The 25434-nt window shown below is 66.7% G+C and carries 21 protein-coding genes; 8 read left to right on the forward strand and 13 right to left on the reverse strand.

The window, feature by feature from the left end:
- The coding region (locus KGM94_RS08745; protein ID WP_300256952.1) for a molybdopterin-dependent oxidoreductase at positions 1-841 on the reverse strand (841 nt) is incomplete at its 3' end.
- A 145-nt stretch (positions 842-986) separates the two neighbouring features.
- Positions 987-2750, reverse strand: coding sequence for an adenylate/guanylate cyclase domain-containing protein (locus tag KGM94_RS08750; protein ID WP_300256954.1), 1764 nt, complete (start codon positions 2748-2750; stop codon positions 987-989).
- Positions 2751-3094: 344 nt separating this feature from the next.
- On the opposite strand from KGM94_RS08750, the gene KGM94_RS08755 reads away from it, so the two are divergent.
- On the forward strand, positions 3095-4603 hold the full coding sequence (locus KGM94_RS08755) for a glycosyltransferase family 39 protein (protein ID WP_300257023.1): 1509 nt from the start codon (positions 3095-3097) through the stop codon (positions 4601-4603).
- Positions 4604-4617: 14 nt separating this feature from the next.
- Here the strand turns inward: KGM94_RS08755 and KGM94_RS08760 are convergent, their stop codons facing one another.
- A complete protein-coding gene (locus KGM94_RS08760; protein ID WP_300256956.1) occupies positions 4618-5646 on the reverse strand; it encodes a TIGR01620 family protein in 1029 nt (342 codons plus the stop codon).
- The gene (locus tag KGM94_RS08765) at positions 5643-7112 is read right to left on the reverse strand and encodes a YcjX family protein (RefSeq protein ID WP_300256957.1); all 1470 of its coding nucleotides are present in this window, start codon (positions 7110-7112) and stop codon (positions 5643-5645) included. The genes KGM94_RS08760 and KGM94_RS08765 overlap by 4 nt, the downstream gene beginning before the upstream one ends.
- Before the next feature lie 216 nt (positions 7113-7328).
- On the opposite strand from KGM94_RS08765, the gene KGM94_RS08770 reads away from it, so the two are divergent.
- Both KGM94_RS08770 and KGM94_RS08775 read left to right on the forward strand, forming a co-directional pair.
- The gene (locus KGM94_RS08770) at positions 7329-8024 is read left to right on the forward strand and encodes a hemolysin III family protein (protein ID WP_300256959.1); all 696 of its coding nucleotides are present in this window, start codon (positions 7329-7331) and stop codon (positions 8022-8024) included.
- A gap of 50 nt (positions 8025-8074) precedes the next feature.
- The gene (locus KGM94_RS08775) at positions 8075-8869 is read left to right on the forward strand and encodes an SDR family oxidoreductase (RefSeq protein WP_300256961.1); all 795 of its coding nucleotides are present in this window, start codon (positions 8075-8077) and stop codon (positions 8867-8869) included.
- Positions 8870-8968: 99 nt separating this feature from the next.
- Here the strand turns inward: KGM94_RS08775 and mdlC are convergent, their stop codons facing one another.
- The 4 genes from mdlC to KGM94_RS08795 form a co-directional block, all read right to left on the reverse strand.
- Positions 8969-10588 carry a benzoylformate decarboxylase gene (mdlC, locus tag KGM94_RS08780; protein ID WP_300256963.1) on the reverse strand — a complete coding sequence of 540 codons (1620 nt, stop codon included), beginning with the start codon at positions 10586-10588 and terminating at the stop codon, positions 8969-8971.
- 131 nt (positions 10589-10719) lie between these two features.
- Positions 10720-11571 (reverse strand): MaoC family dehydratase N-terminal domain-containing protein, encoded by an 852-nt coding sequence (locus KGM94_RS08785; RefSeq protein WP_300256965.1) that lies wholly within the window; start codon positions 11569-11571, stop codon positions 10720-10722.
- A gap of 12 nt (positions 11572-11583) precedes the next feature.
- A complete protein-coding gene (locus KGM94_RS08790) occupies positions 11584-12690 on the reverse strand; it encodes a CaiB/BaiF CoA-transferase family protein (RefSeq protein ID WP_300256988.1) in 1107 nt (368 codons plus the stop codon).
- Between the two features lie 8 nt (positions 12691-12698).
- Positions 12699-13868, reverse strand: a complete 1170-nt coding sequence (locus KGM94_RS08795) for an acyl-CoA dehydrogenase family protein (protein ID WP_300256991.1) — start codon at positions 13866-13868, stop codon at positions 12699-12701.
- A 125-nt stretch (positions 13869-13993) separates the two neighbouring features.
- Here KGM94_RS08795 and KGM94_RS08800 point away from each other — a divergent pair, with 125 nt between their 5' ends.
- Positions 13994-14914: a LysR substrate-binding domain-containing protein gene (locus KGM94_RS08800; RefSeq protein ID WP_300256994.1), complete on the forward strand. Its 921-nt coding sequence runs from the start codon at positions 13994-13996 to the stop codon at positions 14912-14914.
- Between the two features lie 270 nt (positions 14915-15184).
- On the opposite strand, the gene KGM94_RS08805 is transcribed toward KGM94_RS08800, so the two are convergent.
- Both KGM94_RS08805 and KGM94_RS08810 read right to left on the reverse strand, forming a co-directional pair.
- Complete coding sequence (locus KGM94_RS08805) at positions 15185-16459, reverse strand: cytochrome P450 (protein ID WP_300256996.1); 1275 nt, start codon at positions 16457-16459, stop codon at positions 15185-15187.
- Between the two features lie 110 nt (positions 16460-16569).
- Positions 16570-17835 carry a cytochrome P450 gene (locus KGM94_RS08810; RefSeq protein ID WP_300257000.1) on the reverse strand — a complete coding sequence of 422 codons (1266 nt, stop codon included), beginning with the start codon at positions 17833-17835 and terminating at the stop codon, positions 16570-16572.
- A gap of 267 nt (positions 17836-18102) precedes the next feature.
- Here KGM94_RS08810 and KGM94_RS08815 point away from each other — a divergent pair, with 267 nt between their 5' ends.
- Together KGM94_RS08815 and KGM94_RS08820 are read left to right on the forward strand one after the other, a co-directional pair.
- A complete protein-coding gene (locus KGM94_RS08815; protein WP_300257003.1) occupies positions 18103-19323 on the forward strand; it encodes an ABC transporter substrate-binding protein in 1221 nt (406 codons plus the stop codon).
- A gap of 135 nt (positions 19324-19458) precedes the next feature.
- Positions 19459-20847 (forward strand): FAD-binding oxidoreductase, encoded by a 1389-nt coding sequence (locus tag KGM94_RS08820; RefSeq protein ID WP_300257006.1) that lies wholly within the window; start codon positions 19459-19461, stop codon positions 20845-20847.
- Positions 20848-20999: 152 nt separating this feature from the next.
- On the opposite strand, the gene KGM94_RS08825 is transcribed toward KGM94_RS08820, so the two are convergent.
- Together KGM94_RS08825 and KGM94_RS08830 are read right to left on the reverse strand one after the other, a co-directional pair.
- Positions 21000-21818, reverse strand: coding sequence for a DUF2927 domain-containing protein (locus KGM94_RS08825; protein WP_300257009.1), 819 nt, complete (start codon positions 21816-21818; stop codon positions 21000-21002).
- Positions 21819-21885: 67 nt separating this feature from the next.
- Entirely contained in the window at positions 21886-22467 is a 582-nt protein-coding gene (locus tag KGM94_RS08830; protein ID WP_300257012.1) for a L,D-transpeptidase, read from the reverse strand.
- A 258-nt stretch (positions 22468-22725) separates the two neighbouring features.
- Here KGM94_RS08830 and KGM94_RS08835 point away from each other — a divergent pair, with 258 nt between their 5' ends.
- Together KGM94_RS08835 and KGM94_RS08840 are read left to right on the forward strand one after the other, a co-directional pair.
- Positions 22726-24273, forward strand: a complete 1548-nt coding sequence (locus KGM94_RS08835; protein ID WP_300257015.1) for an acetolactate synthase large subunit — start codon at positions 22726-22728, stop codon at positions 24271-24273.
- 38 nt (positions 24274-24311) lie between these two features.
- The gene (locus KGM94_RS08840; RefSeq protein ID WP_300257018.1) at positions 24312-24824 is read left to right on the forward strand and encodes a hypothetical protein; all 513 of its coding nucleotides are present in this window, start codon (positions 24312-24314) and stop codon (positions 24822-24824) included.
- 101 nt (positions 24825-24925) lie between these two features.
- Here KGM94_RS08840 and KGM94_RS08845 read toward each other — a convergent pair whose 3' ends face one another.
- Complete coding sequence (locus tag KGM94_RS08845) at positions 24926-25156, reverse strand: DUF3551 domain-containing protein (protein WP_300257021.1); 231 nt, start codon at positions 25154-25156, stop codon at positions 24926-24928.
- Positions 25157-25434 lie beyond the last annotated feature (278 nt).

Here is a 25434-nt window from a genome sequence, read left to right on the forward strand (position 1 = left end):
TCGCCTTCGGCGCGGTGCCGGGCTCGACCGAATTATCCGGCGTATCCGGGATGCGATAGGCCGACTTCATCCAGAAGCCGTCATAGACGCTGTCGACGACGGTGATTTCGTTGAGGTGCTTCACCCAGTAGGTGCCGTAATAGCCGGGCACGATCAGGCGCAGCGGGAAGCCGTTGAGGAACGGCAGGTCCTCCCCGTTCATGCCATAGGCCAGCATCACCTCGCCGTCCCGGGCGTGATCGATGTCGAGGGCCTTGACGAAGTCGGGGGTCCTCTCGCTGGCAGGGCCGTCCATGCCGCCGAACGTGACCTGCCTGGCGCCGGCCTGCACGCCGGCCATCTCCAGCACGGCCTTCAGCGGCACGCCGCGCCAGCGCGCATTGCCCATGGCGCCGTTGCCGAGCTGGCCGCCCGCCACACGCGGCTCGAAGAAGCCGCGGCTGTTGCCGGAGCATTGGGCGACGGCGACGATTTCGGTCGCCTTCATCTTCCGGATGTCCTTGAGCGACAGCTTGAGCGGCTTGTCGACCTTGCCCTTGACCGCGAGTGTGAACTTGTCGGGATCGAGATCGTAGGGAAGGGCGGAGAGGTGATAGCGGACGAAGAACGCGTTGTTGGGCGTGATCGGGCCGTCGTTGAAGACTGCAAACGGCGTCTCGAGCTGCGGCGGCCGGCTGGTGAGGCCGATCATCGGCCGCTTCTGCGGGTATTTCACCAGCGGCCGTTCGCCGTTCGCAAATGGCAAGGTCACCGCATCGAGCGCCATGGCTCTTGACGAGCCGAGGCCGGTGACCAAAGCAGCCATGCCGGCGCCCCTCAGCAGGTCGCGTCTGTCGATCATGTGTCTCCCCCCGGAGGTTTTTCTTCTGGCCGCGATCATTACCGACGGCCTTGCGATCATCTGTGGCATGGGCGCGCGCGAAGTCAACTCGTGCTTTGGCGGCCGGCGGTGACATTGCGCTGCAGCACTGCCGGCTGTTGCGCCGTCAGGCCGCGACCCGCTCACTGCCGTCGACCAGGCCGGACAACCGCCGGGTGTCGGCGACGACGCGCACCGCCATCGGCTCGTCGCGGCCGCGGATCGCCACCTCCTGCTGCGGCAGCGCGTCCTCGGCGAGGCCTGCGGTGCGACGCACCTCGTCGGAGACGATGGCCTGGCAGGCCAGAGTCTTGGTCATGTCCTGCAGGCGCGCCGCGACGTTGACGGCGTCGCCGAGCGCGGTGAAGACGATGTGATCGCGATAGCCGATGTCGCCGATGATGACCTCGCCGCCGTGAATGCCGATGCCGAAGCGGATCGGCTGCCGCAGGTCGTGGCTCAGGAGCTCGTTGAGCTCGTCGAGATGGACGGCGATCGCGCCCGCGGCCTTCAGCGCCTGCCGGCAGGCCGTCTCAGGGTTCGCCGCGAGACCGAACAGCGCCAGCATGCCGTCGCCCACGAACTGGTTGGGCTGGCCGCCGTTCTCGATCACGGCCTGCGACACCGCGGCGAGAAAGCGGTTGACGATGAAGACGGTGTCGAACGGCAGCCGCTTCTCGGCGAGCTGCGTCGAGCCGCGCATGTCCACGAACAGGCTGACGAGATAGCGCTCCTGGCCGATCCGGGCGGGGGCCGAGCCTTCGTTCGCCGACAGGGCGTGGGGCATGAAGAGCTGGAAGAAGGAGAGATCGCAGGGCGGCCGCAACTGGCAGGCGAGGCGAATCGAGGGATCGCTCGAGCCGACGCGGGCGAGCACGAAGGCCTCGCGCGGCGAGGGCTCCGGCAGCGCGGCATGGTCGCCGATGATGCGGATGCGGCAGGTCGAGCAGCGGGCGCGTCCGCCGCAGACGCTGGCATGCGGCACGTTGTGGCGCAGGCTGGCTTCGAGCACGCTCAGGCCCTTGGGTACGCGCACGGTCTTGCCGTTGCCGTAGGACAGCGAGATCATCCCGCCGCGCCGCTCCCGCAAGGTCCGCACGCCGCGCCCGACCAGGACGATCCCGAGCAGGCCGAGATAGCCGTAGATGAGTCCGTCGGCGATGTGCTCGAGCGTGTTGCCTTGCGCCGCCGTGCCGACCTGGCGCTGGGTGAGATTGCTCGCGCGCCACTCCGTGTCGTCGCTGTCGCCCGCGACGCTGCGGCCGCCCTGATAGAGGCCGAGCGCGGCCAGCGTCGGGATCAGCACGGCGGCGGCCAAGAGCCAGGGCGCCGCGCGCTTGAAGAACGGCTTCATGCGGAGCCAGAAATAGAGTCCGATGCAGCCGTGAACCCAGGCGATCACCAGGAGGATCAGCATCTGCCACAGCTTGTTGGGGGCGACGACGAAGAACAGGTAGAGCTCCTGCGGATAGAGCTTCTCGTGTCCGTACAGCGCCTGGCCGAGCCGAACGCCGATCAGGTGCGCCATCACCAGCATGGGTACGCTCAGACCCAGCACGAGCTGCAGCGGCTCGGCCGTCTTCCAGCGAAACTGCCGGCGCTGATACAGCGCGAACACGCCCAGCCCGGCATGCACCAGCGCCGCCGTGTAGAACAGGATCGCGACCGGAAGGAACTGCCAGAGCAGCATGTGATAGTAGACGCCGGTCTGCATCGCCTCCACGGAGATGTTGCCGAGCGCATGGTTGAGGAAGTGGCTGACGATGTAGGCGAACAGGATGACGCCGCAGACCAGGCGCACCTGCCGCAGTCCGGTGCCACGGAACAGCTCTCTCAGTCTCGTCTGGAAGGAAGCCATCAATCGCTTGAGCATATGGAGTAGAACAGCCATCGTAGAGGCTAATTCCCGCAGTGAACAGCTTCCCCGGTCACGTGCGCGGCATGCGGCGGCATTTGTAGCTGTCGTCCCGGACAAGCGAAGCGCAGATCCGGGACCCATAACCCAGGGAGTAGTTTGACGAAGACAGGTAACCCACGGACTCGTGCAACAATTGTACCCTGTGGTTATGGGTCCCCGCGTTCGCGGGGACGACTCGGGGAGGAGCTCCCGCCCACATTGACTCATTCCCCCAAGTCGGGGAAAAGCGCGCCGTGATCGCCGCCCCCGACATCGCAGCCCAGCCCGACCGTGCCGCGCGCCGGCCGCTGATCGTGGCTGCGATCGTGATCGCCGCGATGACGGTGCTGCGCATCGTCTACGCCTCTGCGATCGAGCTGCGTACCGACGAAGCCTATTACTGGACGTTCTCCAGGGAGAACGTGCTGAGCTTCCTCGATCATCCGCCCGGCATCGCATGGCTGATCCGCTTCGGCACCGCGATGTTCGGGGACACCGCGCTCGGCGTCCGCTTCGGCGGCATTGTGGCGATGCTGGTCACGCAATTGCTGCTCGCCGACATCGTCCGCCGCATCACCCATGACACGCGCGCGATCGCATTCGCGGTCTTGATGCCGGAGGCCGCGCTCTACTACGGCCTCTTGATGTCGAAGGTCTCGCCCGACGTCGCCATGATCCCGTTCGCGGTCGCGATGATGTGGTCGCTGGTGCGGTTGGCGCAGAGCGGCGACGGCCGCTGGTGGCTGGCGGCGGGGCTTTTCGCAGGGCTGTCGCTGCTGTCGAAGTTCACCGCGATCATGTTCGCACCCGCGGTGCTCGCCTTCGCGCTGGTGCCGGACTGGCGGTGGCGCTGGCTGCGCAGTCCGTATCCGTATCTTGCCGCGCTGATCGCGATCGCCGTGTTTTCGCCGGTGCTGATCTGGAACGCGCAGCACGAATGGGCCTCGTTCCGCTTCCAGCTCGTCCGCGCCACCGCCAATTACGGCATCTCGATCCGCACCATCGGCGACTATATCGGCCTGCAGTTCGGCCTGGTCGGTTTCGTCCTGCTGCCGGTGGTGCTGTCCGGCCTGACGCTGACGGCGTGGCGCGGCTACCGCATGCGCGAGCCGGTCGCGATCCTGTTGTCGACGGCGGTGCTGGTGCCGTTCCTCTATTTCCTGTGGAAGTCGCTGACGCTGCGGGTCGGCGACACCTGGCCGATGTTCATGTGGCCGGTCGGCTTTGCCGCCGCAGCGATCAACATCGCGATGCTGCCGCGCGAAAACTGGCCGCAATGGATGATCGGCTCGACGCTGTTCTGGGCGAGGACCGCCGTCATCACCGGCATTTCCTTCGTCGTCGCGGTGTTTCTCTACTACACGGTGGCGCCGTGGAATTTCATCGGCAAGGTGGATCCGATCGGCGGCGAGGCCGGCTACGAGCAGGTGATGGCGCGCGCCCAGGCCGAGCTGGAGAAGACCGGCGCGACCTGGATCGCGACCACGGACTACCGCACCTACGCCATGCTGCGCTGGCTGTTCCGCGACCGCGTGCCCGTCATCGAGATCAACGAGCGCGGCCGCTTCCAGGGCTTTCGCGATCCCGGCATGGACCGCATCCGCGGCCATGCGGGTCTCTATGTCGGGCGCGAGCCCGACGACCGGTCGTCGCTGTGGGACTCGATTCCGGCAAAGCGCGAGCCGCTCACGCGCGTCGAGCGGCGCTGGCGCGGCCTCGTGATGGATACCTATGCACTGGAAAAGCTCACCGGCTGGACGCCCGAGCTGTCGCCGCCGAAGGATTCGCCGCTGTTTGCCTGGCGGGTGCTGGCGTCTGTCTTCTCGCGCGCCCCGCAAGCGGCGTGAGGTGAGCTCTCCCGCTACGCCCCATCCTCCTTCTTCCGCAGCAAATCCGTGGCGAGGTCCGCGAGCTTCGGCGGCGGCAGCGCGGCGAACGGCAGCGGCCGCGTGACGTCGATCGCGGCGAGGCCGAGCCGCGCGGTGAGGAGGCCATTGAGCACGCCCTCGCCGAGCCGCTGCGACAGTCTTGCCGCGATGCCGTGGCCGAGCATCTGCTGCACCAGGCTGTCGCTCGCGGCCATGCCGCCGGTGATTGCGAGATGCGCGATGACGTGACGGAGCAGTCGGATCATGCCGAGCGCGCCGGGCCTCCCGCCATAAAGCCGCGCGAGCTGCCGGATCAGCCTGAGCGAAGCCACGAACACGAACAGCACGTCGATCATGGCGCGCGGCGAGACCGCGGTGACGATCGAGACGCGCTGCGCCGCGACCGAGACCAGCCGTCGCGCCTCGACGTCCAGCGGCGCCATCAGCTCGCGCTCGGCGAGCCGGATCATGTCGGCGCCGTCGATGATCTCGTTTGCATGGCCGGCGAGCGCCGCGCGGGCACGCGCGAGCTGCGGGTTCTGGTGCGCGATCCGCAGCAGGTCCTGCACGATGGCGCGGCTCTCGGCGCGGTCGTCGCTGGCGAGCACTCGTGAGGCGCGCCGGTGCAGCTTCTCGATCGTCGCCAGCCGCGCCAGCCCGAAGGCCTCGCGCCCGGTCACGACCGCGAGCGCAAGCGCGGTGACACCGGCAAAGGCGAGGCCCATGATGCCGAGGCTCTCGCTGCGCGCGAAGAGATCCTCGATCAGGCGGACGATTCCGAGCCCGAGCCCGAGCAGCACGAGGCCCGCCAGTCCCGCGAAGAACAGCGTCCCCCACGGGAAGCCGCGCCGCGCCACGGCCGGCGGCGCGACCGGCACCGGCAGGGTCGACGGATCGTGTTCCGGCGTGATCTGAATGGTGCCGCGCAAGGGCCGGCCGGCCTCGTCGGCCTCGGTGACGACCACGCCGGGATCGTCCAGGCGGAAGGTTGCCGGCCGCCGCTGATGAGAGCGATCGCTCATTGCAATCTGTCTCCGATCAGGAACTGCAAGGCACGGTCGAGGCGGATGTGAGGCAGCGCCGGCTCGTCCGCGCCCTCGCGTTCGAGCGTTGGCGGGCGGAAGCGCAGGAAGCGGAAGTCGCTCTTCTCGGCCGCGCCGGTGGCGAGGCCGCGAAACGTGCCGGCGCCGTTGAACAGCGCATCCGGATCGACCGGCAGATCGCCCGGAAACGTCGCAACCTCCGTGTTGCCGTCAAAGAACTCGCCGCCCGCGCTTTCGCCGGCGGCCGGCGTGCCCAGGATCGAGGGCAGCCTGTCGCGGCCGCGTGCGACCTGCGCCTCGCGCGTGGCGCGCACGGCGGCGAGTGCGACCACGTCGATGGCCGCGCCGGTGGTTTCCGCTCGCTCCACCGCGCGCGTGACGGCGCGGCGCAGCACGGCCTCCAGGCGGTCGTGGCTGGAATGATGCAGGTGGTCGGCCTTGGTCGCGGCGAACAGGATCCGGTCGATCCGCGGCCGGAACAGGCTGGAGAGGAACGTGCTGCGCCCGATGTTGAAGCAATCGAGGATGCCGGCGAGCGCGGCTTCCAGGTCATGCAGCGCCTCGGGGCCGGAGTTGAAGGCGGCGAGCGCGTCGGCGAGCACGATCTGCCGATCGAGCCGCGCAAAATGATCGCGGAAGAACGGCCGCACCACGACGTCCTTGTAGGCTTCAAAACGGCGCACCATCATCGCCCACAGCGAGCCGGCGGGCGCGTGTCCCTCGGTGGCAACGTTGAGCGGCGCAAAGGTCAGCGCCGGCGAGCCCGCGAGATTGCCGGGCATCAGGAAGCGCCCGGGCGGCAACAGGCTCATGGCAAAGCGCTCGTCGCGGCAGGCGCGCAGATAGCCGGTGAACAGTTTTGCCGCGGTCAACGTCGCCTGCTCGTCCTCGCCCGCTTCGGGCTCGAGGGTCGAGAGATGGGCATGCCAATCGGCCGCCAGATGCGCGCGCGGGCTCTCGCGGGACAGTGCGAGGCTTTCCGCCGACCATTGCTCGTAGCTCTTCTGCAGCAGCGGCAGATCGAGCAGCCATTCGCCGGGATAGTCGACGATGTCGAGCGTCAGCGTGCGGTCGGCGCCGCTCTGGCGCTGGTAGTCGATCACCAGCCGCAGTTCGCTGATGTCGACGGTCGAGTGCGGCCAGCGTCGCTCCTCGACCAGCGCGTGCAGGTGGTTCTCGTAGTCGAAGCGCGGCACGGCGTCGTCCGGCTGCGGCGCCAGATGCGCGCGCGCAATCCGGCCCGAGGCAAGGGCCTCGAACACCGGAAATCGTCCGCCGCGGGTGAGCCCGTGGATCAGGGCCGTGATGAACACCGTCTTACCGGCGCGCGACAGGCCGGTGACGCCGAGCCGCACCGTCGGATTGAAAAAGTGCTCGCCATAGTCCAGCAGCGCCCGGGCCGACAGGCGCGCCTCCTCGACCATATCTTGGAAGGTGAAGGCCATGGGGAGGAGGCAATCTCGGGCGCAGGCGAGGGAACAGGGGGCGGCTGATCACAAAAGTGGCAACTGGCCTGCGAAAATCAAGCTTCATACTTCCACCGCCTTTTCGGGCGAGCCAGATTTGCAAGCCAGACTCTGCAAGCCAGACTTTGCAAGCCAGACGTTGAACGCCGCGCAGGCCGCGGCAGACGTATCTATGAGTGCAGCTCCCGGATCGCCATGACCGTTTTCAGACTGAAACAGCTCGCTTCCACCTCGGTTCACGCCGCAGCCGATGCGATCGGCTGGAACTACGACCGCGCCGAGCTGGTTGCCGACGGGGTGATTCACGCCATCGGCGTGCTCGCCGGCCTCATCGCCGCCACCGTCCTGGTGGTGCTGACCGCGATCTACGCCAGCGCGCTCGATATCGTCGGCGTCTCGATCTACGTCGCGGGCCTGCTGTCGATGCTGGTGTTCTCGGCGACCTATAATCTGTGGCCGGTGTCGCGCGCCAAATGGGTACTGCGGCGGTTCGACCATTCGGCGATCTACCTTTTGATCGCGGCGACCTATACGCCCTTCATTCTGGCGCTGAAGGACAGCGTGTTCGCGCTCGCGCTGCTGGTCGGCGTCTGGTGCGTCGCAATCTTCGGGATCGTGCTCAAGCTGCTCTATCCCGGTCGCTTTGACCGAATCGCGGTCGGGATCTATCTCGCGATGGGCTGGAGCGGCATGATGCTCCATGACGCCGTGGTCGCGACGCTGCCCGGCATGGCGCTGTGGTTCGTGGTCGCGGGCGGCGCGCTCTACACGTGCGGAGTGATCTTCCACGCCTGGCGGCGGCTGCGCTTTCAGAACGCGATCTGGCACGGCTTTGTCTTGGCCGGCGCGGCATGCCATTATACTGCGGTGCTCGACCTGGTCCTGACCTGATCACGGCACGAGCGCGAACGAGAAGCGGTAGCGGCAAGAGGAGACGTCAGATGCAGGTGGCCGGCAAGGTCGTGGTCGTCACCGGCGGCGCCAATGGCATCGGCAGGGCGCTGTGCGAGATCTTTCACAAGGCGGGCGCGGCCAAGATCGTGGTCGCCGACATGGAGGCCGCAGGCGCGCGGACGGTTGCGGCGTCCGTCAACGGCGCGGCCTTCAAATGCGACGTCGCGCAGGAAAAGGACATCGCCCATGTGGTCGAGGAGACCGAGCGGCAGTTCGGCCCGATCGGCCTGTTCTGCTCCAATGCCGGAATCGGCGGCGGCTTCGATCCCATGTCGCTGAATGCCGGCGGCTCGTCGGACGAGCCGTGGCAGCGGAGCTGGGCGATCCACGTGATGGCCCATGTCTACGCGGCGCGGCACCTGGTGCCGCGGATGAAGGCGCGCGGCGGCGGCTATTTCCTCAACACCATTTCGGCCGCGGGCCTTCTGTCCCAGGTCGGTAGCCCCGCCTATTCGGCGACTAAGCACGGCGCGGTCGGCTTTGCCGAGAACCTCGCGATCTCGCACAAGGCCGACAACATCAAGGTCTCGATCCTCTGCCCGCAGGGCGTCGACACCAACATGCTGCGCTCGATCCCCAAGGGCCCGCAATCCGGCGACGGCGATCTCGCGCCGGAGCAGGTCGCGCGCGATGCGCTCGCCGGCATCGAGCAGGAAACTTTCCTGATCCTGCCGCACCCGCAGGTGCTCGGCTACATGCGCAAGAAGACCGAGAACTACGACCGCTGGATCGGTGGCATGGCCAAGATCCAGGCCAAGATGCGGGACGAGTTCGGGAAGTGATTCGACCGTAGCCCGGATGGAGCGAAGCGCAATCCGGGGAGACCAGGCTCGAGGCGCGATTCCCGGATTTCGCTTGGGCTCCATCCAGGCTACGCGACCTCAATGCTTCTGCGTGTAGAGCACCGGCACTGCGGCATCCACCACGATCTCGACGAGGCTCGTGCCGTCGGATGACAGCGCGCGCTTCAGCGCTTCGGGCAGGTCCGCCGCCTTGGTCACGCGCAGCGCCTCGCATCCCATGCTTTCCGCGAGCTTGACGAAATCGATGCCGGGCAACTCCAGCCCCGGCACGTTGCGCACCTGCATCACCCGGCTGAAGGAGCGCATCGCGCCGTAGCCGTAATTGTTGATGACGACGACGGTCAGCGGCAGCTTGCGCTGGACGGCCGTCCACAGCGCCTGGATCGAGTACATCGTCGAGCCGTCGCCGATCAGGCAGACGGTGCGGCCCTTCGGCCTTCCGAGCGACATGCCGACCGCGGCCGGCAGGCCGTAGCCGAGGCCGCCGCTCGACATGGTGTAGAAGCTGTCCTGGCCGCGCATCGGCAGGAACTTGTGCATCGCCGGCCGATGCGATGGCGCTTCCTCGACCAGCGCTGCATCCGCCGGCAGAGCCTGCGACAGCGCATGCAGCGCGAATTCGACCGGCAACGGGTCGGCAGCCTTCGGCGCGGGCGGCAGCGTGCGGCCCTTCGGCGCGGTGCGTTTCGTCTCCGGCAACAGGTCGATCAGCATGGTCAGCGCTGGCGTTATGGTGGCGATGATGCTGGTGCCGACCGGCGTCACGGCCGCGGCATCGGGATCGTCGGTGATCTGGAAGATGCTCGTTCCGCCGTCGAAGATCGATGCATGGCCCTCGACATGGAAGGTGAACACGGGCGCGCCGATCACGACCACGAGGTCATAGCCGCTCAGCGCGTCCGAGAGCTGCGATGGCGAGGCGTGCAGGAAGCCGGCCAATTGTGGATGTCGCTCCGGGAACGAGCAGCGCGACGAGAACGGGCTGACCCAGACGGCCGCCTTCGCCTTCTCGGCGACGCGCACCATCAGCTCGACCGCGCCGGCGCGGTCGACGCCGGGGCCGACCACGAGCGCAGGGTGCCTTGCGGCGGCGAGCGCTTTCGCCAGCGCCCGCATCGCGTCGGGCTCTGGTCCGATCTCGCGGCTGACCTTGCGTGCCGCCACCGGCGCGGCCGCATAGCTCCAGTCGTCGATCGGGATCGAGACGAAGGTTGGACCGCAGGGCGGCTGCATCGCGGTGTAGTAGGCGCGCGCGATCGCCGCCGGCACGTCCTCGGGCCGCGCGGGCTCGACGCTGTATTTCACGTAAGGCCGCGGAAACTCGGAGGCCCGGTCGGCGTAGAGGAAGGCCTGCAGCGGTAAAATCGAGCGCGCCTGCTGGCCCGCGGTGATCACGAGCGGCGTCCGGTTGCGGTGCGCGGTAAAGATGTTGCCGAGCGCGTTGCCGAGCCCGGCCGCCGAATGCAGGTTGACGAAGCCGGCATTGCGGGTCGCCTGCGCATAGCCGTCGGCCATGCCGACGGCGGACGCCTCCTGCAGTGCCAGCACATAGTCGATGTCATCGGGCCAGTCGGTCAGGAACGGCAGCTCGGTCGAGCCGGGATTGCCGAACACTTTTCGGATGCCGAACGCGCGCAACAGGTCGAGCGTCGCCTGCCTGACGGTGACGGATTGGCTGTTGGCTGGCTTGCGAGACAATGATTCCTGACCCCTAATGCTTCTTATTATCATTCCGGGGTGCTGCGAAGCCGGAATCTGGGGATTTTCAGGTGCGGAATTGCGCACCATGGTTCAGTCCTGTGGACCGCCCCGGAACGACAGGCAGGAAACTACCAGACCGCCGTGCCCTTCATGGTCGGCTGCCCCTCGGCGTTCGCCGTCCACAGCTCCATGCCTTCGGCGGCCTCGTTGGCGTTGACGGAGAACTCGGTTCCCTCGAACAAGGGCTGCAGGCCGCGATAGGTGAATTTCTTCGGCGGCTTGCCGCCGCGCAGTTTTGCCGCCAGCTCGATGATGAAGGCCGCCTGCAGGGGCCCGTGGAAGATCAGGCCCGGATAGCCCTCGACCTTGGTGACGTAGTCGCGGTCGTAGTGGATGCGGTGGCCGTTGAAGGTCAGCGCCGAATAGCGGAACAGCAGCACCGGATCGGACACGTGGGTCTCGCGGTGCAGCGCCTTCGGCGGCGGAGGCGGGGCTTTGGGTGCGGCGGCTTGCGCGCTCGTCATCTCGCGATAGACGATGTCCTGCCGCTCGCGGATCGCCGTGCCCCGCGGCGAACTGATTGTGTGCTCGACCGAGACGAAGCACAGCGCGCCGGTCGAGCCGGTCTTCACGGTGACGTCGGAAATGCGCGAGGTCCGGGTCGATTCGTCGCCGACGCGCAAGGGTTGGAGGAACTCGATCTCGCCGCCGGCCCACATCCGGCGCGGCAGCGGCACCGGCGGCAGGAAACCGCCGCGGGTCGGGTGTCCGTCAGGACCGAGCATCGACATCGGAAACACCGGCTGCGCCAGGCACCAATGCACGGTGAAGGGCGCGATGTCTCCCTTGACGGGTTCGCCGATCTCCTGGAATAGCGTCGCGCGCAGGCCCATGACGAGCTGCGCGGTGACGATGTCGGTCGCCTCCTGGCTGCGGCCGATCCACTGCCGCAAATGATCGATGTCGAGCTTCTCGGTCATGGTGCCTCGCTTCTATGTCTTCGACGGGCCGGGACGTTCGCCGATGCCGGGCACGGCGCCGTAATGGCGCCTTTCGCCGACGACGATCGCGGCCGGCGCCGGGTAGCTGACGCGGCCTTTCGGGGTGTCGACCTCGATACGACGCAAATGCGGATGTCTTGCGAGATCGTCCATGCTGTTGACCTCGGCGAAGGCGATGTCGGCGTCCGACAGCCGCTTCAGGAGCTCGTCGCGCGTCATGCTGCCAAAGCTGTCGGCAACCGTCTTGTCGGTGAAGTCGCGGTTGCGCACGCGCTCGACCATGTTGGCGACGCGCGGATCGCTCGGCAGGTTCGGCTGGCCGAGAACCTCCGCGCACAGTGTCTTCCACTCCCGCTCGCTCTGGATCGAGATCAAGATGTCCTTGCCGTCCCTGGAGGTGAACACGCCGTACGGTGCGATCGAGGGATGGCGAAGCCCCATCCGCTTCGGCGGATTGCCGGCTTCGGCGTTGAGCAGCGGCACGGTGAGCCAGTCCGCCATCACGTCGAACATGGAGATGCGGATGTCGGCGCCCTTGCCGGTGCGTCCGCGCGCGATCAGCGCCTCCAGGATCGCGGCATGCGCGGTGGCCCCGGTCGCGACGTCGACGATCGACATGCCGACGCGCGAGGCGCCGTCGGGATTGCCGGTGATGGAGGCAAGCCCGCTCTCGGCCTGGATCAGCAGATCGTAGGCCTTGCGATGTGCGTAAGGTCCTTCGTCGCCATAGCCGGTGATGGTGCAACAGATCAGCCTGGGATAGTCCTTCAACAGCCGCTCGCGCGAGAAGCCGAGCTTGTCCATCGAGCCGGGCTTGAGGTTTTGCAGCAGCACGTCGGCGCTCGCGATCAGCCTCTCGAGTTCGGCGCAACCTTCCTTGGTCGCGAGGTCGACGATGGCCGACTGCTTGCCGCGGTTGAGCCAGACGAAATAGCTGCTCTGGCCCTTGGCCGCCGCATCGTAGCCGCGGGCGAAATCGCCCTCGGGCCGCTCGATCTTGACCACCTCCGCGCCGGCGTCCGCCAGGCGCGACGAGCAGAACGGCGCCGCGACGGCCTGCTCGACCGCGATGACCTTGATTCCGTCGAGTGCCGGCATGTTGGGCCTCAATAGGAGCGGGGCATGCCGAGCACGTGCTCGGCGACATAGGACAACACCAGGTTGGTCGAGATCGGCGCCACCTGGTAGAGCCGCGTCTCGCGGAACTTGCGCTCGACGTCGTATTCCTCGGCGAAGCCGAAGCCGCCATGGGTCTGGATGCAGGCGTTGGCTGCCTCCCAGGACGCGTCCGCCGCCAGCATCTTGGCCATGTTGGCCTCGGCGCCGCAGTCGAGGCCGGCCTCGTATTTGCGCGTCGCCTCCTTCACCATCAGCTCGGCCGCGCGCATCGACGCATAGGCTTTGGCGATCGGGAACTGGATTCCCTGGTTCTGGCCGATCGGCCGGCCGAACACGCTGCGCTCCTTGGCGTAGCTGGTTGCTTTCGCGATGAACCATTTGGCGTCGCCGATGCATTCGGCCGCGATCAGGATGCGTTCGGCGTTCATGCCGGAGAGGATGTAGCGAAACCCCTTGCCCTCCTCGCCGATCAGGTTCTCCGCCGGTACGCGCATGTCGGTGAAGAACACTTCCGTCGTGGCGTGGTTCATCATGGTGCGGATCGGGCGGATCTCCAGCCCCTTGCCCTTGACTTCGCGCATGTCGACGATGAACACCGACAGCCCGTCGGTGCGCTTCTTCGCCTGCTCCTTCGGCGTGGTGCGCGCCAGGAGGATCATCAGGTCGGAATGCTCGGCACGGCTGGTCCAGATCTTCTGGCCGTTGACGATGTAGCCGTCATTGCCGTCGCGCCTGGCGAAGGTCTTGAGCGAGGAGGTGTCGGTGCCGCTGGTCGGCTCGGTGACGCCGAAGGCCTGCAGGCGAAGTTCGCCGCTCGCGACCTTCGGCAGCCATTTCGCCTTCTGCTCCTGGCTGCCGTGCCGCAGCACCGTGCCCATGGTGTACATCTGCGCATGGCAGCCGCCGCCGTTGCAGCCGGCGCGCTGGATCTCCTCCAGGATCGCGGCCGCCGCCGAAAGTTTCAGCCCCGCGCCGCCGAATTCCTCGGGGATCAGCACCGAGAGGTAGCCGGCCTGGGTCAGCGCGTCGACGAAGGCCTTCGGATAGGCCATCTCGCGGTCGAGCTTGCGCCAGTATTCGCCGGGAAACTGCGCGCAGAGCTTTGCGACGGCGTCGCGGATCTCGGCGTGGTCTTCGTGGTGTTGCTCTTGGCTCATCGCGTGTCTCGTCGGTGGAGTGGGTGAAGATACCGCCTGCCGCTCTTGCGGCGTTGTGCAGACAACGCCAACCCCCTATGCTGTTTTGCTATAGCGTATGGAGTAGCGTTCCAAGATTGGCAAGCATGGATTTCCGGCAGCTCAGGACCTTCAGTTGCGTGGCGGAGCTCGGCAGCCTGAGCAAGGCGTCCGACACCCTGCGCGTGGCGCAGCCGGCGCTGAGCCGGCAGATCAAGCTCCTGGAACACGAGCTGCGCGCGGAACTGTTCACCCGCAACGGCCGCGGCATGGTCCTGACCGAAGCCGGTCGGCTGCTGCTGGCGCGCACCTCGGGCATCGTCCGCCAGATCGACCAGATCCGCGACGACCTCCAGTCGGCGCAGGGACCGCCGTCCGGCCAGGTGGTGCTCGGGCTGGTGCCGACGGTGAGCTGCGTGCTGTCGGCGCGCTTCGCGCGGCGCTGCGTCGAGAGCTTTCCGGGCATCCGGCTTCGCATCGTCGAGAGCTACAGCGGCCATCTCGTCGAGTGGCTGCACCGCGGCGAGATGGATCTCGCGATCCTCTATGGCCGCTCGGCGGATCTGCACCTCACCGTGCAAAGCCTCGGCCGCGACCAGATCGTGGCGGTCGGCCCGCGCGGCTGCGGCTTGTCGCGCAAGAAGAGCGTCGACATCGGCTGGCTGCTCAGGCAGCGGCTGGTGCTGCCCAGTCATTCGCACGGGCTCCGGGCGCTGATCGAGCATGCGGCCGCGCAGCGCAAGATCAAGCTCGACGTCCAGCTCGAGGCGGATTCGTTCCGGGTGTTGACGAGCCTCGTCGAGGAGGGGCTCGGCTTCGCGCTGTTGCCGCCGTCCTCCGTCCATGCCGAGGTCGCCGACGGACGGCTCGAGATTGCCGCGGTCTCCAAGCCGATGTCGCGCGAGCTCATCGTGGCTTCTCCGATCGACCGCCCGGTGTCGATGGCGACGACCGCCATCACGGCGCTGCTGCGCGAAGACATCGCCACCCTGCGCAAGGAAGGCATCTGGGACATCAAGCTGGCCTGAGACGTCGCCGTGCAATGCCGTGCCGGCCGACAGGCCAGTCCTAAGGCAAGCGCGGGCCGGCTTCCCTTCGCATCTGGTTCGACCAGCCATGCCGGAATTGTATAGCGAGTTCCGTCATTGCGAGCGGGGGCAGCGGAAACGAATCCATCTCCTGAGGAGCGCGTCTTCGCGCGTCTCGAAGGATGCAGGCCCGGCTCTCGGCCTCGCCCTTCGAGACGCCTGCTCCGCAGGCTCCTCAGGGTGAGGGGATAGACCTGAACTCGCCGGCCCTCAGCTCGGAATGCGCACCGGCAGCGATTCGTAGCCCTTGATGAAGCTCGAATAGATTCGTTTCGGCTCGCCGACCACCTCGATGCGGTCGAAGCGCCTGAGCATCTCCTCCCAGACGATCCTGAGCTGCAGCTCGGCGAGCCGCATGCCGACGCAGCGGTGGATGCCGAAGCCGAAGGACAGGTGCGTGCGCGGCCGCGGCCGGTCGATGATGAACTCGTCGGGGCGCTCGATCGCGTCCTCGTCGCGGTTGCCCGAGACGTACCACATCACCACGCGGTCGCCCTTCCTGATTTCCTTGCCGCCGATCTCGGTGTCGACGAGCGCGGTGCGCCGCATGTGGGCGAGCGGGGTCTGCCAGCGGATCACCTCCGGCACCATGGAATCGATCAGCGCCGGATTGGCCCGCAGCTTGGCGTATTGCTCGGGGTTCTCGTTCAGCGCCAGCACCGAACCGGTCATGGTGTTGCGGGTGGTGTCGTTGCCGCCGACGATCAGCAGGATGATGTTGCCCATCAGATTGTCGGCATCCATGTCGCGGGTGGCATCGTTGTGGGCCATCAGCGACAACAGGTCGGCGCGCGGCTCGGCGTTGACGCGCTCGTTCCAGAGCCTCGACATGTAGGCGTAGCACTCGTCCATCTCGTTACGCCGCTGCGCGGCGGATTCGACGATGCCGCTCTTGGGCAGCGCGGTCGAGACGTCCGACCAGCGCGTCAGCTTGCGCCGCTCTTCCCAGGGGAAGTCGAACAGGGTCGCCAGCATCTGCGTCGTCAGCTCGATCGAGACGCGCTCGACGAAATTGAAGGTCTCGTTGCGCGGCAGATTGTCCAGCACCTTGGCCGAGCGCTGGCGGATCAGCTTGGCGAGTTCGTCCAGATGCGTCGGCGTGAACATCGGCGACACCGTCTTGCGCTGCGCCGAATGCCTGGGCTGGTCCATGGCGATGAAGCTCGGCCAGTCGTAGCCTTCGGGCGCGTCGCGGATGTTGATGCCGCCGAGCCTGGCATCGGAGGAGAAGATGCCGTGATTGGTGTCGACATGCATGATGTCGTTGTATTTCACTACCGACCAGTAGGGCTCGATCGGCGCGCTGGTGCAGTAATGCACCGGCTCTTCCTTGCGCAGCCGCTCGAACCACGGCCACAGCGTGTCGTCCTGGAACAGCCGCGGCGCGCCGGGATGAAACTCCTTCAACGGGGTGGAGTACGCCTCCTCGCGCGCCCGCTGCAGCCGTTCGGCCTTGTCCGTCTCGACCGGAGTCTGGATGTTCATGGGTGATTGCTCCAGTGTTTCTGTTCACCTCGCCCCGCTTGCGGGGAGAGGTCGGCGCGAAGCGCCGGGTGAGGGGGACTCTCCGCGAGTCCGTTGGCGTCCATCACGCACTAAGCCGCAATCCTGACCGGCAGCGTCTCGTAGCCCTTCACGAAGCTCGAATAGACCCGTTTCGGCTCGCCGACCACGTCGATCCGGTCGAACCTCTTCAGGATCTCTTCCCAGATGATCTTCAGCTGCAGCTCGGCGAGGCGCAGGCCGACGCAGCGGTGGATGCCGAAGCCGAAGGACAAATGCGTGCGGGGACGGGCGCGATCGATGATGAAGTCGTAGGGCCTCTCGATCGCCGCCTCGTCGCGGTTGCCCGAGACGTACCACATCACGACCTTGTCGCCCTTCCGGATCCGACGCCCACGGAACTCGAAATCGGACAGCGCGGTGCGACGCATGTGGGCGAGCGGGGTCTGCCAGCGGATCACCTCCGGCACGAAGCTGTCGATCAGCGCGGGGTTCTCGCGCAGCTTCCTGTACTGGTCGGGGTTTTGGCTCAGCGCATAGATCGAGCCCGACATGGTGTTGCGGGTGGTGTCGTTGCCGCCGACGATCAGCAGGATGAGGTTGCCGAGGAAATTCCTGGCGTCCATGTCGCGCGTCGCCTCGCTGTGCGCCATCATCGACAGGAGGTCGCTCTTCGGCGGCTGGTTGATGCGCTCCTGCCACAGCCTCGAGAAATACTCTGCGCATTCCGCCAGCTCCGCCATCCGCTCGTCCTCGGTGGCGACGAGGCCGTCGGGGCCGGGGATCGTGGTGGCGACGTCCGACCAGCGCGTCAGCTTGCGGCGGTCCTCCCAGGGGAAATCGAACAGCACGGCCAGCATCTGCGTGGTCAATTCGATCGAGACGCGGTCGACCCAGTCGAACGTCTCGCCGCGCGGCAGATCGTCCAGGCACTCGGCCGAGCGCTTGCGGATGTTGATCGCGAGCTCGTCCAGATGCGTCGGCGTGAACATCGGCGCCACGGTCTTGCGCTGCGCGCTGTGGCGCGGCGGGTCCATGGAGATGAAGCTTTCGCGGCGCAGGTCCGGATCGATATCGCGGATGGTGATGCCGCCGAGCGCCGAGGCCGAGGAGAACACCGCGTGATTGGTCTCGATGTCCATGATGTCGTCGTACCGGGTCACCGACCAGTACGGCCCGAACATGCTGTCCTTGCAGTAGTGCACGGGGTCTTCGCGGCGCAGCCGGTCGAAATAGGGCCAGAACGTGTCGGTCCTGAACAATTCGGGGTCGCCGGGATCGAACTGCTCCAGCGGCAGCGATGCGGCGCGCTCGCGCAGCGCGTCGAGATTGCCCGGACTGTCGATGGTCCCATGCATGGCCGGCTCTCCCTCTCGTCGCGCGCGTTGTTGTTGAATTCTGCGCTGCGGTATTTGGGGCGGATTACACCCGGTTGTGGGCGCGGGGGCAAGGGCGAGTTTTGTCACTTGAAGCGAGATCGGCTGCGGAAGTCGGCCGGGCCGTCAGTCCCGGCCCGATGGTTGGTCGCGGGGGAATCTTCCTCTGTACGTTTCGGCGCGCAGTTCCTAGTATCGGCGCACCAACAACAGTGCGGCGACAGATAACGACCGCTTAGGGAGAGATGCATGAGCCTGTTCAGGTTGACGGCTGCTGCCGTCGTGGTGCTGGGTGCGACGTTCGCAACGCCTTCGTTCGCACAGAAGAAATACGACACCGGGGCGAGCGATACCGAGATCAAGGTCGGTCAGACCATTCCGCTGAGCGGGCCGGCGTCGGCCTATGGTGGCATCGGCAAGGTGCAGGCGGCCTATATCCGCATGATCAACGAGCAGGGCGGCGTCAACGGACGCAAGATCAACCTGATCCAGTACGACGACGCCTACAGCCCGCCGAAGACGGTCGAGCAGGTGCGCAAGCTCGTCGAGGGCGACGAGGTGCTGACCACCTTCCAGATCATCGGCACGCCGCCGAATGCGGCGGTGCAGAAATATCTGAACGACAAGAAAGTACCGCAGCTCCTGGCCTCGACCGGCGCGACGCGCTTCACCGATCCGAAGAATTTCCCCTGGACGATCGCCTTCAACCCCAACTACCAGTCGGAAGCGCACATCTACGCAAAATACATTCTCGCCAACCATCCGAACGCGAAGATCGCCATCCTCTACCAGAACGACGATCTCGGAAAGGATTACGTCAAGGGCCTGAAGGACGCGCTCGGGGCCAAGGCCAACATGATCGTCAAGGAGGCCTCCTACGAATTGTCCGACCCGACGGTGGATTCGCAGATGGTGACGCTGAAATCGTCCGGCGCCGACCTCTTCTACGACATCACCACGCCGAAATTCGGCGCGCAGGCGATCAAGAAGGCCGCCGAGCTCGGCTGGAAGCCGGTGCACATTCTCGACATCAACGCGACGCCGGTCAGCCAGACGCTGGTCCCGGCCGGGCTCGAGAACGCCAAGGGCATCATCTCGGTCAATTACGGCAAGGACCCGCTGGATCCGCAATGGGCCCAGGACGAGGGCATGAAGCGCTACAAGGCCTTCATGGCGAAGTATGCCCCGGCCGAGGACGCCAACAGCGGCATTGCGACCTACGGCTACTCGACCGCGGCGCTGCTCGTGCAGATCCTCAAGCAATGCGGCGACGATCTCACGCGCGCCAACATCATGAAGCAGGCGACCAACATCAAGGGCTACGTTGCCGATCTCGCGCTGCCGGGCATGTCGACCTCGACCACGCCGGACGACTGGCGCATCAACAAGCAGTTCCAGATGATGAAGTTCGACGGCCAGCGCTGGGTGCTGTTCGGGCCGATCCTGACCGACGAATTCACGACCAACTGAACCGGTCGCGCGCCGACGGGTCGCCCGGGTGGCGACCCGTCGGCGATCCCGCATGGCATGGCGGCGGGACGACGCCTTGACTCGGGGCGTCCGATGATTTCGATGGGCGCCGTCCAGCCAACGGAGTCCATTTTCGTGCCTTCCTTCCTCGACGATCTCAGTGCGGCGTTCGATGCGACGACGGTCTTGACCGGCGCCGGCATCGAGCCGCGCTATCATACCGACATGGCGGGCGTGCCGGTCGCCCCGCCGCTGGCGGTGGTACGGCCGCGTGCCACCGAGGATGTGTCGAAGCTCCTGAAGCTGTGCCACGCCGCGCGCGTGCCCGTGACGACGCAGGGCGGCATGACCGGGCTGGTGCGCGCCACCTTGCCGCAAGCCGGCGAGATCGTGCTATCGACGGAACGGATGAACGCGATCGAGGAGGTCGACACCGGCGGCGGCGTCGTCATCGCGCAGACCGGCGTTCCCCTGCAGCGCCTGCAGGAGCGCGTCGGGCAGGACGGCTTCATGTTCCCGCTCGATCTCGGCGCCCGGGGAAGCTGCACGATCGGCGGCAACATCTCGACCAATGCCGGCGGCAACCGCGTGATCCGCTACGGCATGACGCGCGATCTCGTGCTCGGGCTCGAGGCCGTGCTCGCCGACGGCACCGTCCTGAGGGGCGTGCGCAAATACATCAAGAACAACACCGGCATCGACCTCAAGCAGCTCTTCGTCGGCACCGAGGGCACGCTCGGCGTGATCACGCGCGCGGCGCTGCGGATTTTTCCGGCGCCGGCCGAGCAGCAGGTGGCGCTGTGCGCGCTGGCGAGCTTCGACGAGGTTCGCGCGCTGCTCGACCTCGCGCGGACGCGGCTCGGCGGCGACCTCACCGCGTTCGAGGTGATGTGGAACGAATATTACCGCCTCACCACCGAGCTCGTGAAGGGCGTGGCCGCGCCGCTGCCGGCGAATCATCCGTTCTATGTCCTCATCGAATCCTCCGGCAGCGACGCCGGACGGATCCGGGACGACATGGAGAAGATGCTGGCGGGCGCGCTGGAGGACGGCATCATCCTCGACGCGACGATCGCGAGCTCGGGTGCGGCCGCAGCTGCGATCTGGAAGATCCGCGATTCCTCCGTCGAACTCGGCCGTGCGCTCGGGCCGGCCGGCGTCGGCTTCGACGTCAGCCTCGCCATCGACCGGATGGAGGCGTTCGCGAAGGCCGTCAACGACGGCCTGAAGAAGCTCGACAAGGACGCCTACGCGATCGTGTTCGGCCACGCCGGCGACGGCAATCTGCACGTCAACGCCAAATATCCGCCGACGGTGGACCGTACCGAGGAGGTCTCGAAGCTCGTCTACGGCATCACCGGCGATTTCTCGGGCTCCATCTCGGCCGAGCACGGCATCGGCCTGCTCAAGCGGCCGTACCTGGAGCTCAGCCGCACCGCGGAGGAGATCGAGACCATGCGCACGCTGAAGCGCGCGCTGGACCCGCACGGCATCCTCAATCCTGGACGGATATTTACGGTGTGAGGCGGCGGTGGACGCGAGTCCGTTGTCGAAGCGCGAGTCGAAATGCCTCCGCGCCCGTCATTGCGAGCGAAGCGAAGCAATCCAGAATCCCTCCGCGGAAGCAGTCTGGATTGCTTCGTCGCTTCGCTCCTCGCAATGACTGAGAAGGGTGCCTACTCCCCCAGCCTGTTCACCTGCTTCACCCACGCCCGCACGTCGGCGAGCACCTCGGGCAGCACGGCCTTGACCTCCTGCACCGTCATGCCCGGCCGGATGCGGGGATCGTAGAGCACGTTGAGGATGTACTGGTCGTAGACGTCGAAATAGCCCATCGACACGTTGTCGTTGAACATGGTCCAGGGCACGCTCGCGGTGTCGTTGATCGGCCCGAGCGACTGCAGCAGCTCCTCATAGGCGCAGTCGAGGAAGGTGAAGTCGCCGTTGTCGATGGTGAGGATGACGTCGGAATGCTCGATCTCGAACTTCTCGTTCTTGCGGAAGCCGGACAGGCATTGCGGATCGAGCGAGGTGCGGATCTCGCGGGCCTTGTCGCGGCCGTAGAACGCCGCGATGGTGCGGTAGAGATCGCGGTCGCGCACCAGCTTGACGCGGACGTTGGCTCCCTCGGCATTCTCGGTCATGGCGATGTCGAGATGCCGGACGCGGGCGGCGATGTCGGCCACCACCTTGGCGAGTTGCGCCTTGCGGTCGGCGCGGCCGTCGCTCTCGGTAAACACGCGCACCGGGGCGTCGAACTTGCGGATGCGGTCGACGCGGCCGGCGAGGTGGTATTCGGCGCCGAACGCCGTCTTGAAGAAGCCTTCGACGATCTCGCCGTCGGAAAAAGTCTTCCGCTCGGTGCGCTGGCGCGAGGCGATCGCCGGCAGCTCGCCGGCTGCGGCATTGGCACAGACCTCGCCGGCCAAGCCGAGCACCGCCAGCGCCAGCAGCGCGAGGCGCGTGGGGGGCGGAAACCGACGAGATGCGTCCATTGCCATCGAACGCTGCCGCAAACCGTAAGCTGACACAAGCCCCGCCGGGTTCCCGCCGACCCGGCTCCTATTTGTTGTTCAGCACCACCACCGTGGTTCCGACCGACACGCGGTTGTAGAGATCGGTGACGTCGTCATTGGTCATGCGGAAGCAGCCGGACGACACCGCCTGGCCGATCGTTTCGGGCTCGTTGGAGCCGTGGATGCGGTAGAGCGTCGATCCCAGATACATCGCGCGCGCCCCGAGCGGATTTTCGATGCCGCCACGCATGTGGCGCGGCAGGTCCGGCCGCCGCGCCAACATCTGCGAGGGCGGCGTCCAGTCGGGCCACTCCTTCTTGGCGGAGATGCGGTGCACGCCGCCCCAGCGGAAGCCGTCGCGCCCCACCCCGATGCCGTAGCGCAGCGCCTGGCCGTTTTGCAGCACGAGATAGAGCCGCCGCTCGCCGGTGTTGATGACGATCGTGCCCGGCGTGTAGGTGGTCGGGTACATGACGGTGGTGCGCGGGATCGGGCTCGCACCGCCGCGGTAGAAGTTCGGCCCGCCGCCCATGACCTCGCGCGAGTCGAAGAATTCCGCGGATGCGCCGCCGGCGCCGGCCACCAGGAGTGCGATGGCGGCAATCGGCGCGGCAAAGGACCGGATCATGCTTTCCCCCCAGCAGAGAATCGTGTGAACGGAAACCACAGGCCATATTCGCCCGCCTTTCGCAACCCACGGGGCCGTGAGCGCGCCATTCCCCGGCAACGCGCAACCGCGTCCATCGTCAAAGCCGTGTCAGCCAGGACGCCCGATCGCGCCGCCGGGCAGGGCTGCAATGCCCGGTATTCCTTTGACGAAAGCGGCGAACAATGATTGATCGGAAGCGGATCGTCAGGGAACGCAAAGGCCACGGGAGCGCAAACGATGAATGGAGCGGAAAGTCTGGTGCGGACGCTTGTCGCAGGCGGGGTCGACGTCTGTTTCACCAATCCCGGCACCTCCGAGATGCATTTCGTCGCGGCGCTCGACCGCGTTCCGGGCATGCGCTGCGTGCTCGGCCTGTTCGAGGGCGTGGTGACGGGGGCGGCCGACGGCTATTTCCGCATGAAGGGCACGCCGGCCTCGACGCTCTTGCATCTCGGTCCCGGCCTCGCCAACGGCCTTGCCAACCTGCACAACGCCAAGAAGGCGCATTCGGGCATCGTCAACATCGTCGGCCAGCATGCGGGCTACCACATCGGCTACAATGCGCCGCTCACCTCCGACATCGAAGGCCTAGCGCGGCCGATGTCGGCCTGGGTGCGCACCTCGCCGGACGCCAGGTCGGTCGCCGCCGACGGCGCCGCGGCGATCGCCGCCGCGAAGAGCTCGCCGCCGCAGATCGCGACCTTGATCCTGCCGGCCGACACCGCCTGGAACGAGGCCGACGGCGTCGCCGAGGTGCAGCTCGAACGGCAGCGTCCGAGCTATTCGCCGCAGGCGGTCGAGACCGCGGCCAGGATCCTGCGCGCCGATGGCGAGCACACGCTGCTCCTGATCACCGGCGCCGCGCTGACGGCCGAGGGCCTCGCGCTGGCGCAGCGCGTTGCCGGCAAGACCGGCTGCAGGGTGATGGGCCAGACCTATCATCCGCGCATGGCGCGCGGGGCGGGGCGCTACTCGATCGACCGCATCCCCTACGTGATCGAGCAGGCGCTGCCGATCCTGAAGGATTTTCGTCACATCGTGCTGGTCGAGGCCAACGATCCCGTGGCCTTCTTCGCCTATCCGAACAAGCCGAGCCTGTTGAAGCCCGAGGGCTGCGAGGTCCATCGCATGACCGCCTGGGGCGAGAACTCGGTCGCGGCGCTGGAGGCGCTGTCCGGCGCGCTGCATGCGACCGTCCACGACGTCAAGCCGCAGAAGCTGCAGGAATTGAACAAACCGACCGGCGCGCTCAACCACGCGAGCATCGCGCAGGCGATCGCGTGCGCGATCCCCGAGAATGCGATCGTGGTCGACGAATCCATCACCACCGGGCGCGGCTTCTTCCCGCCGACGGCGGCGGCGAAGCCCCACGACTGGCTGCAGAACATGGGCGGCTCGATCGGCTTCTCGACGCCGGTCGCAACAGGGGCCGCGGTCGCCTGTCCGGACCGCAAGGTGTTCTGCATGGTCGGCGACGGCAGCGCGATGTACACGATCCAGTCGCTGTGGACGCAGGCGCGCGAGAACCTCGACGTCGTCACCATCGTGTTCGCCAACCGCATCTACCAGATCCTGCGCGGCGAGTTCGACGGCGTCGGCGCCGGCGAGCCGGGCCAGCGCGCCCTCGACATGCTCAAGATCGACCGCCCGACCATCGATTTCGTGGCGCTGGCGCGCGGCATGGGCGTGCCGGGCCGCGCGGTGACGACGGCCGACGAGTTCAACGCGGCGCTCGCCGAAGCGGTCGCCGAGCCGGGGCCGCGGCTGATCGAAGTCCAGATGTAGGACGAGGCCCAACAGGCGCGCCGGGGCCGGGAGGCGGGATGCAGACCGAGCTGGACAGGGTGGTGGCGGCGCTCCGTGATTTCTACGCGCAGGAAGCCTTCCTGTTCGACGAGGACCTCGGCGAGCGCGCGATCACGCATCGCTTCGCCGTGCATCTGGAACGGCGGTTCCCCGGCTGGACGGTGGACTGCGACTACGACCGGCTCGGCGAGCGCACGCTGCGCCTGCCGCACGGCACCATCGTCTCGACCGACGATCATCTGGGCAAGTCGATCTATCCCGACGTCGTCGTGCACCGGCGCGAGATCCCGGACAATCTGCTCTCCGTCGAGATCCGCAAGGCGACCAATCACACCCCGATCGCGCACGAGCAGCAGAAGCTCAGGGCGCTCACCGATCCGCACGTGTGGTTTGCGTACTGGATCGGCGTGCTGCTCGTTCTCGCCAGCAGGAACGTGGCGACCTCCGAGGTCTATGTCGGCGGCGCGCTCGACCGGCCGCTGAGCGCGTGGTTCGCCGAACGGCTGAGGGACGCCGGCCTCGGCGGTTAGTTAGAGCATGATCCGGAAAAGTGTGTAGCGGTTTTCCGAAAAGATCATGCTCAAACAATAAGCTAAAGCGCGATGACGATTCATCCCAATCTCATCGCGCTTTAGTAAGGCCGCCGCCGCTGCGGGAACGAATAGCGCGGATTGAGGCCGCAATAGGCGTCGGTGCCGGAGGCGCTGGCGGCGCATTGCTGGTAGGTGGCGAACTGGCAATTGCCGGGATAGCCCCAGATGCGGCCTTGCAGGCAATATCGGTCGGCGGCCTGGGCCTGCGCCGGGAACGTCACGGCGGCGAGGGTGGCGAGAGAAGCCAGAAGCGGGATGGTCTTGCGCATGTCGATCTCCTCTTGAAGACGGTTGAAGCTGCAATGTCCGTCCGGCCCCGGTGTTCCCGTGAGGCGGCGGACGTATCGGCCTCCGCCTGGTGCCGGCGGGCCGCAACGCGGTCGATCCGTCGCAGCATGGCGCCACCGTAGCGGCGCAATATGTGACCTCGGACACAGTTCGGTCGCGGCCCGCGGTCTATGGTGGCTTGCGCCTGCTCGAGGCGCGGGACTAGGCTTGCTCCTTACGGATCAGGCACGCTGGAGGTTCTGATGCAAAAGTCATATTG

It is taken from the genome of Bradyrhizobium sp., from assembly GCF_028868675.1.
Taxonomy (GTDB): domain Bacteria; phylum Pseudomonadota; class Alphaproteobacteria; order Rhizobiales; family Xanthobacteraceae; genus Bradyrhizobium.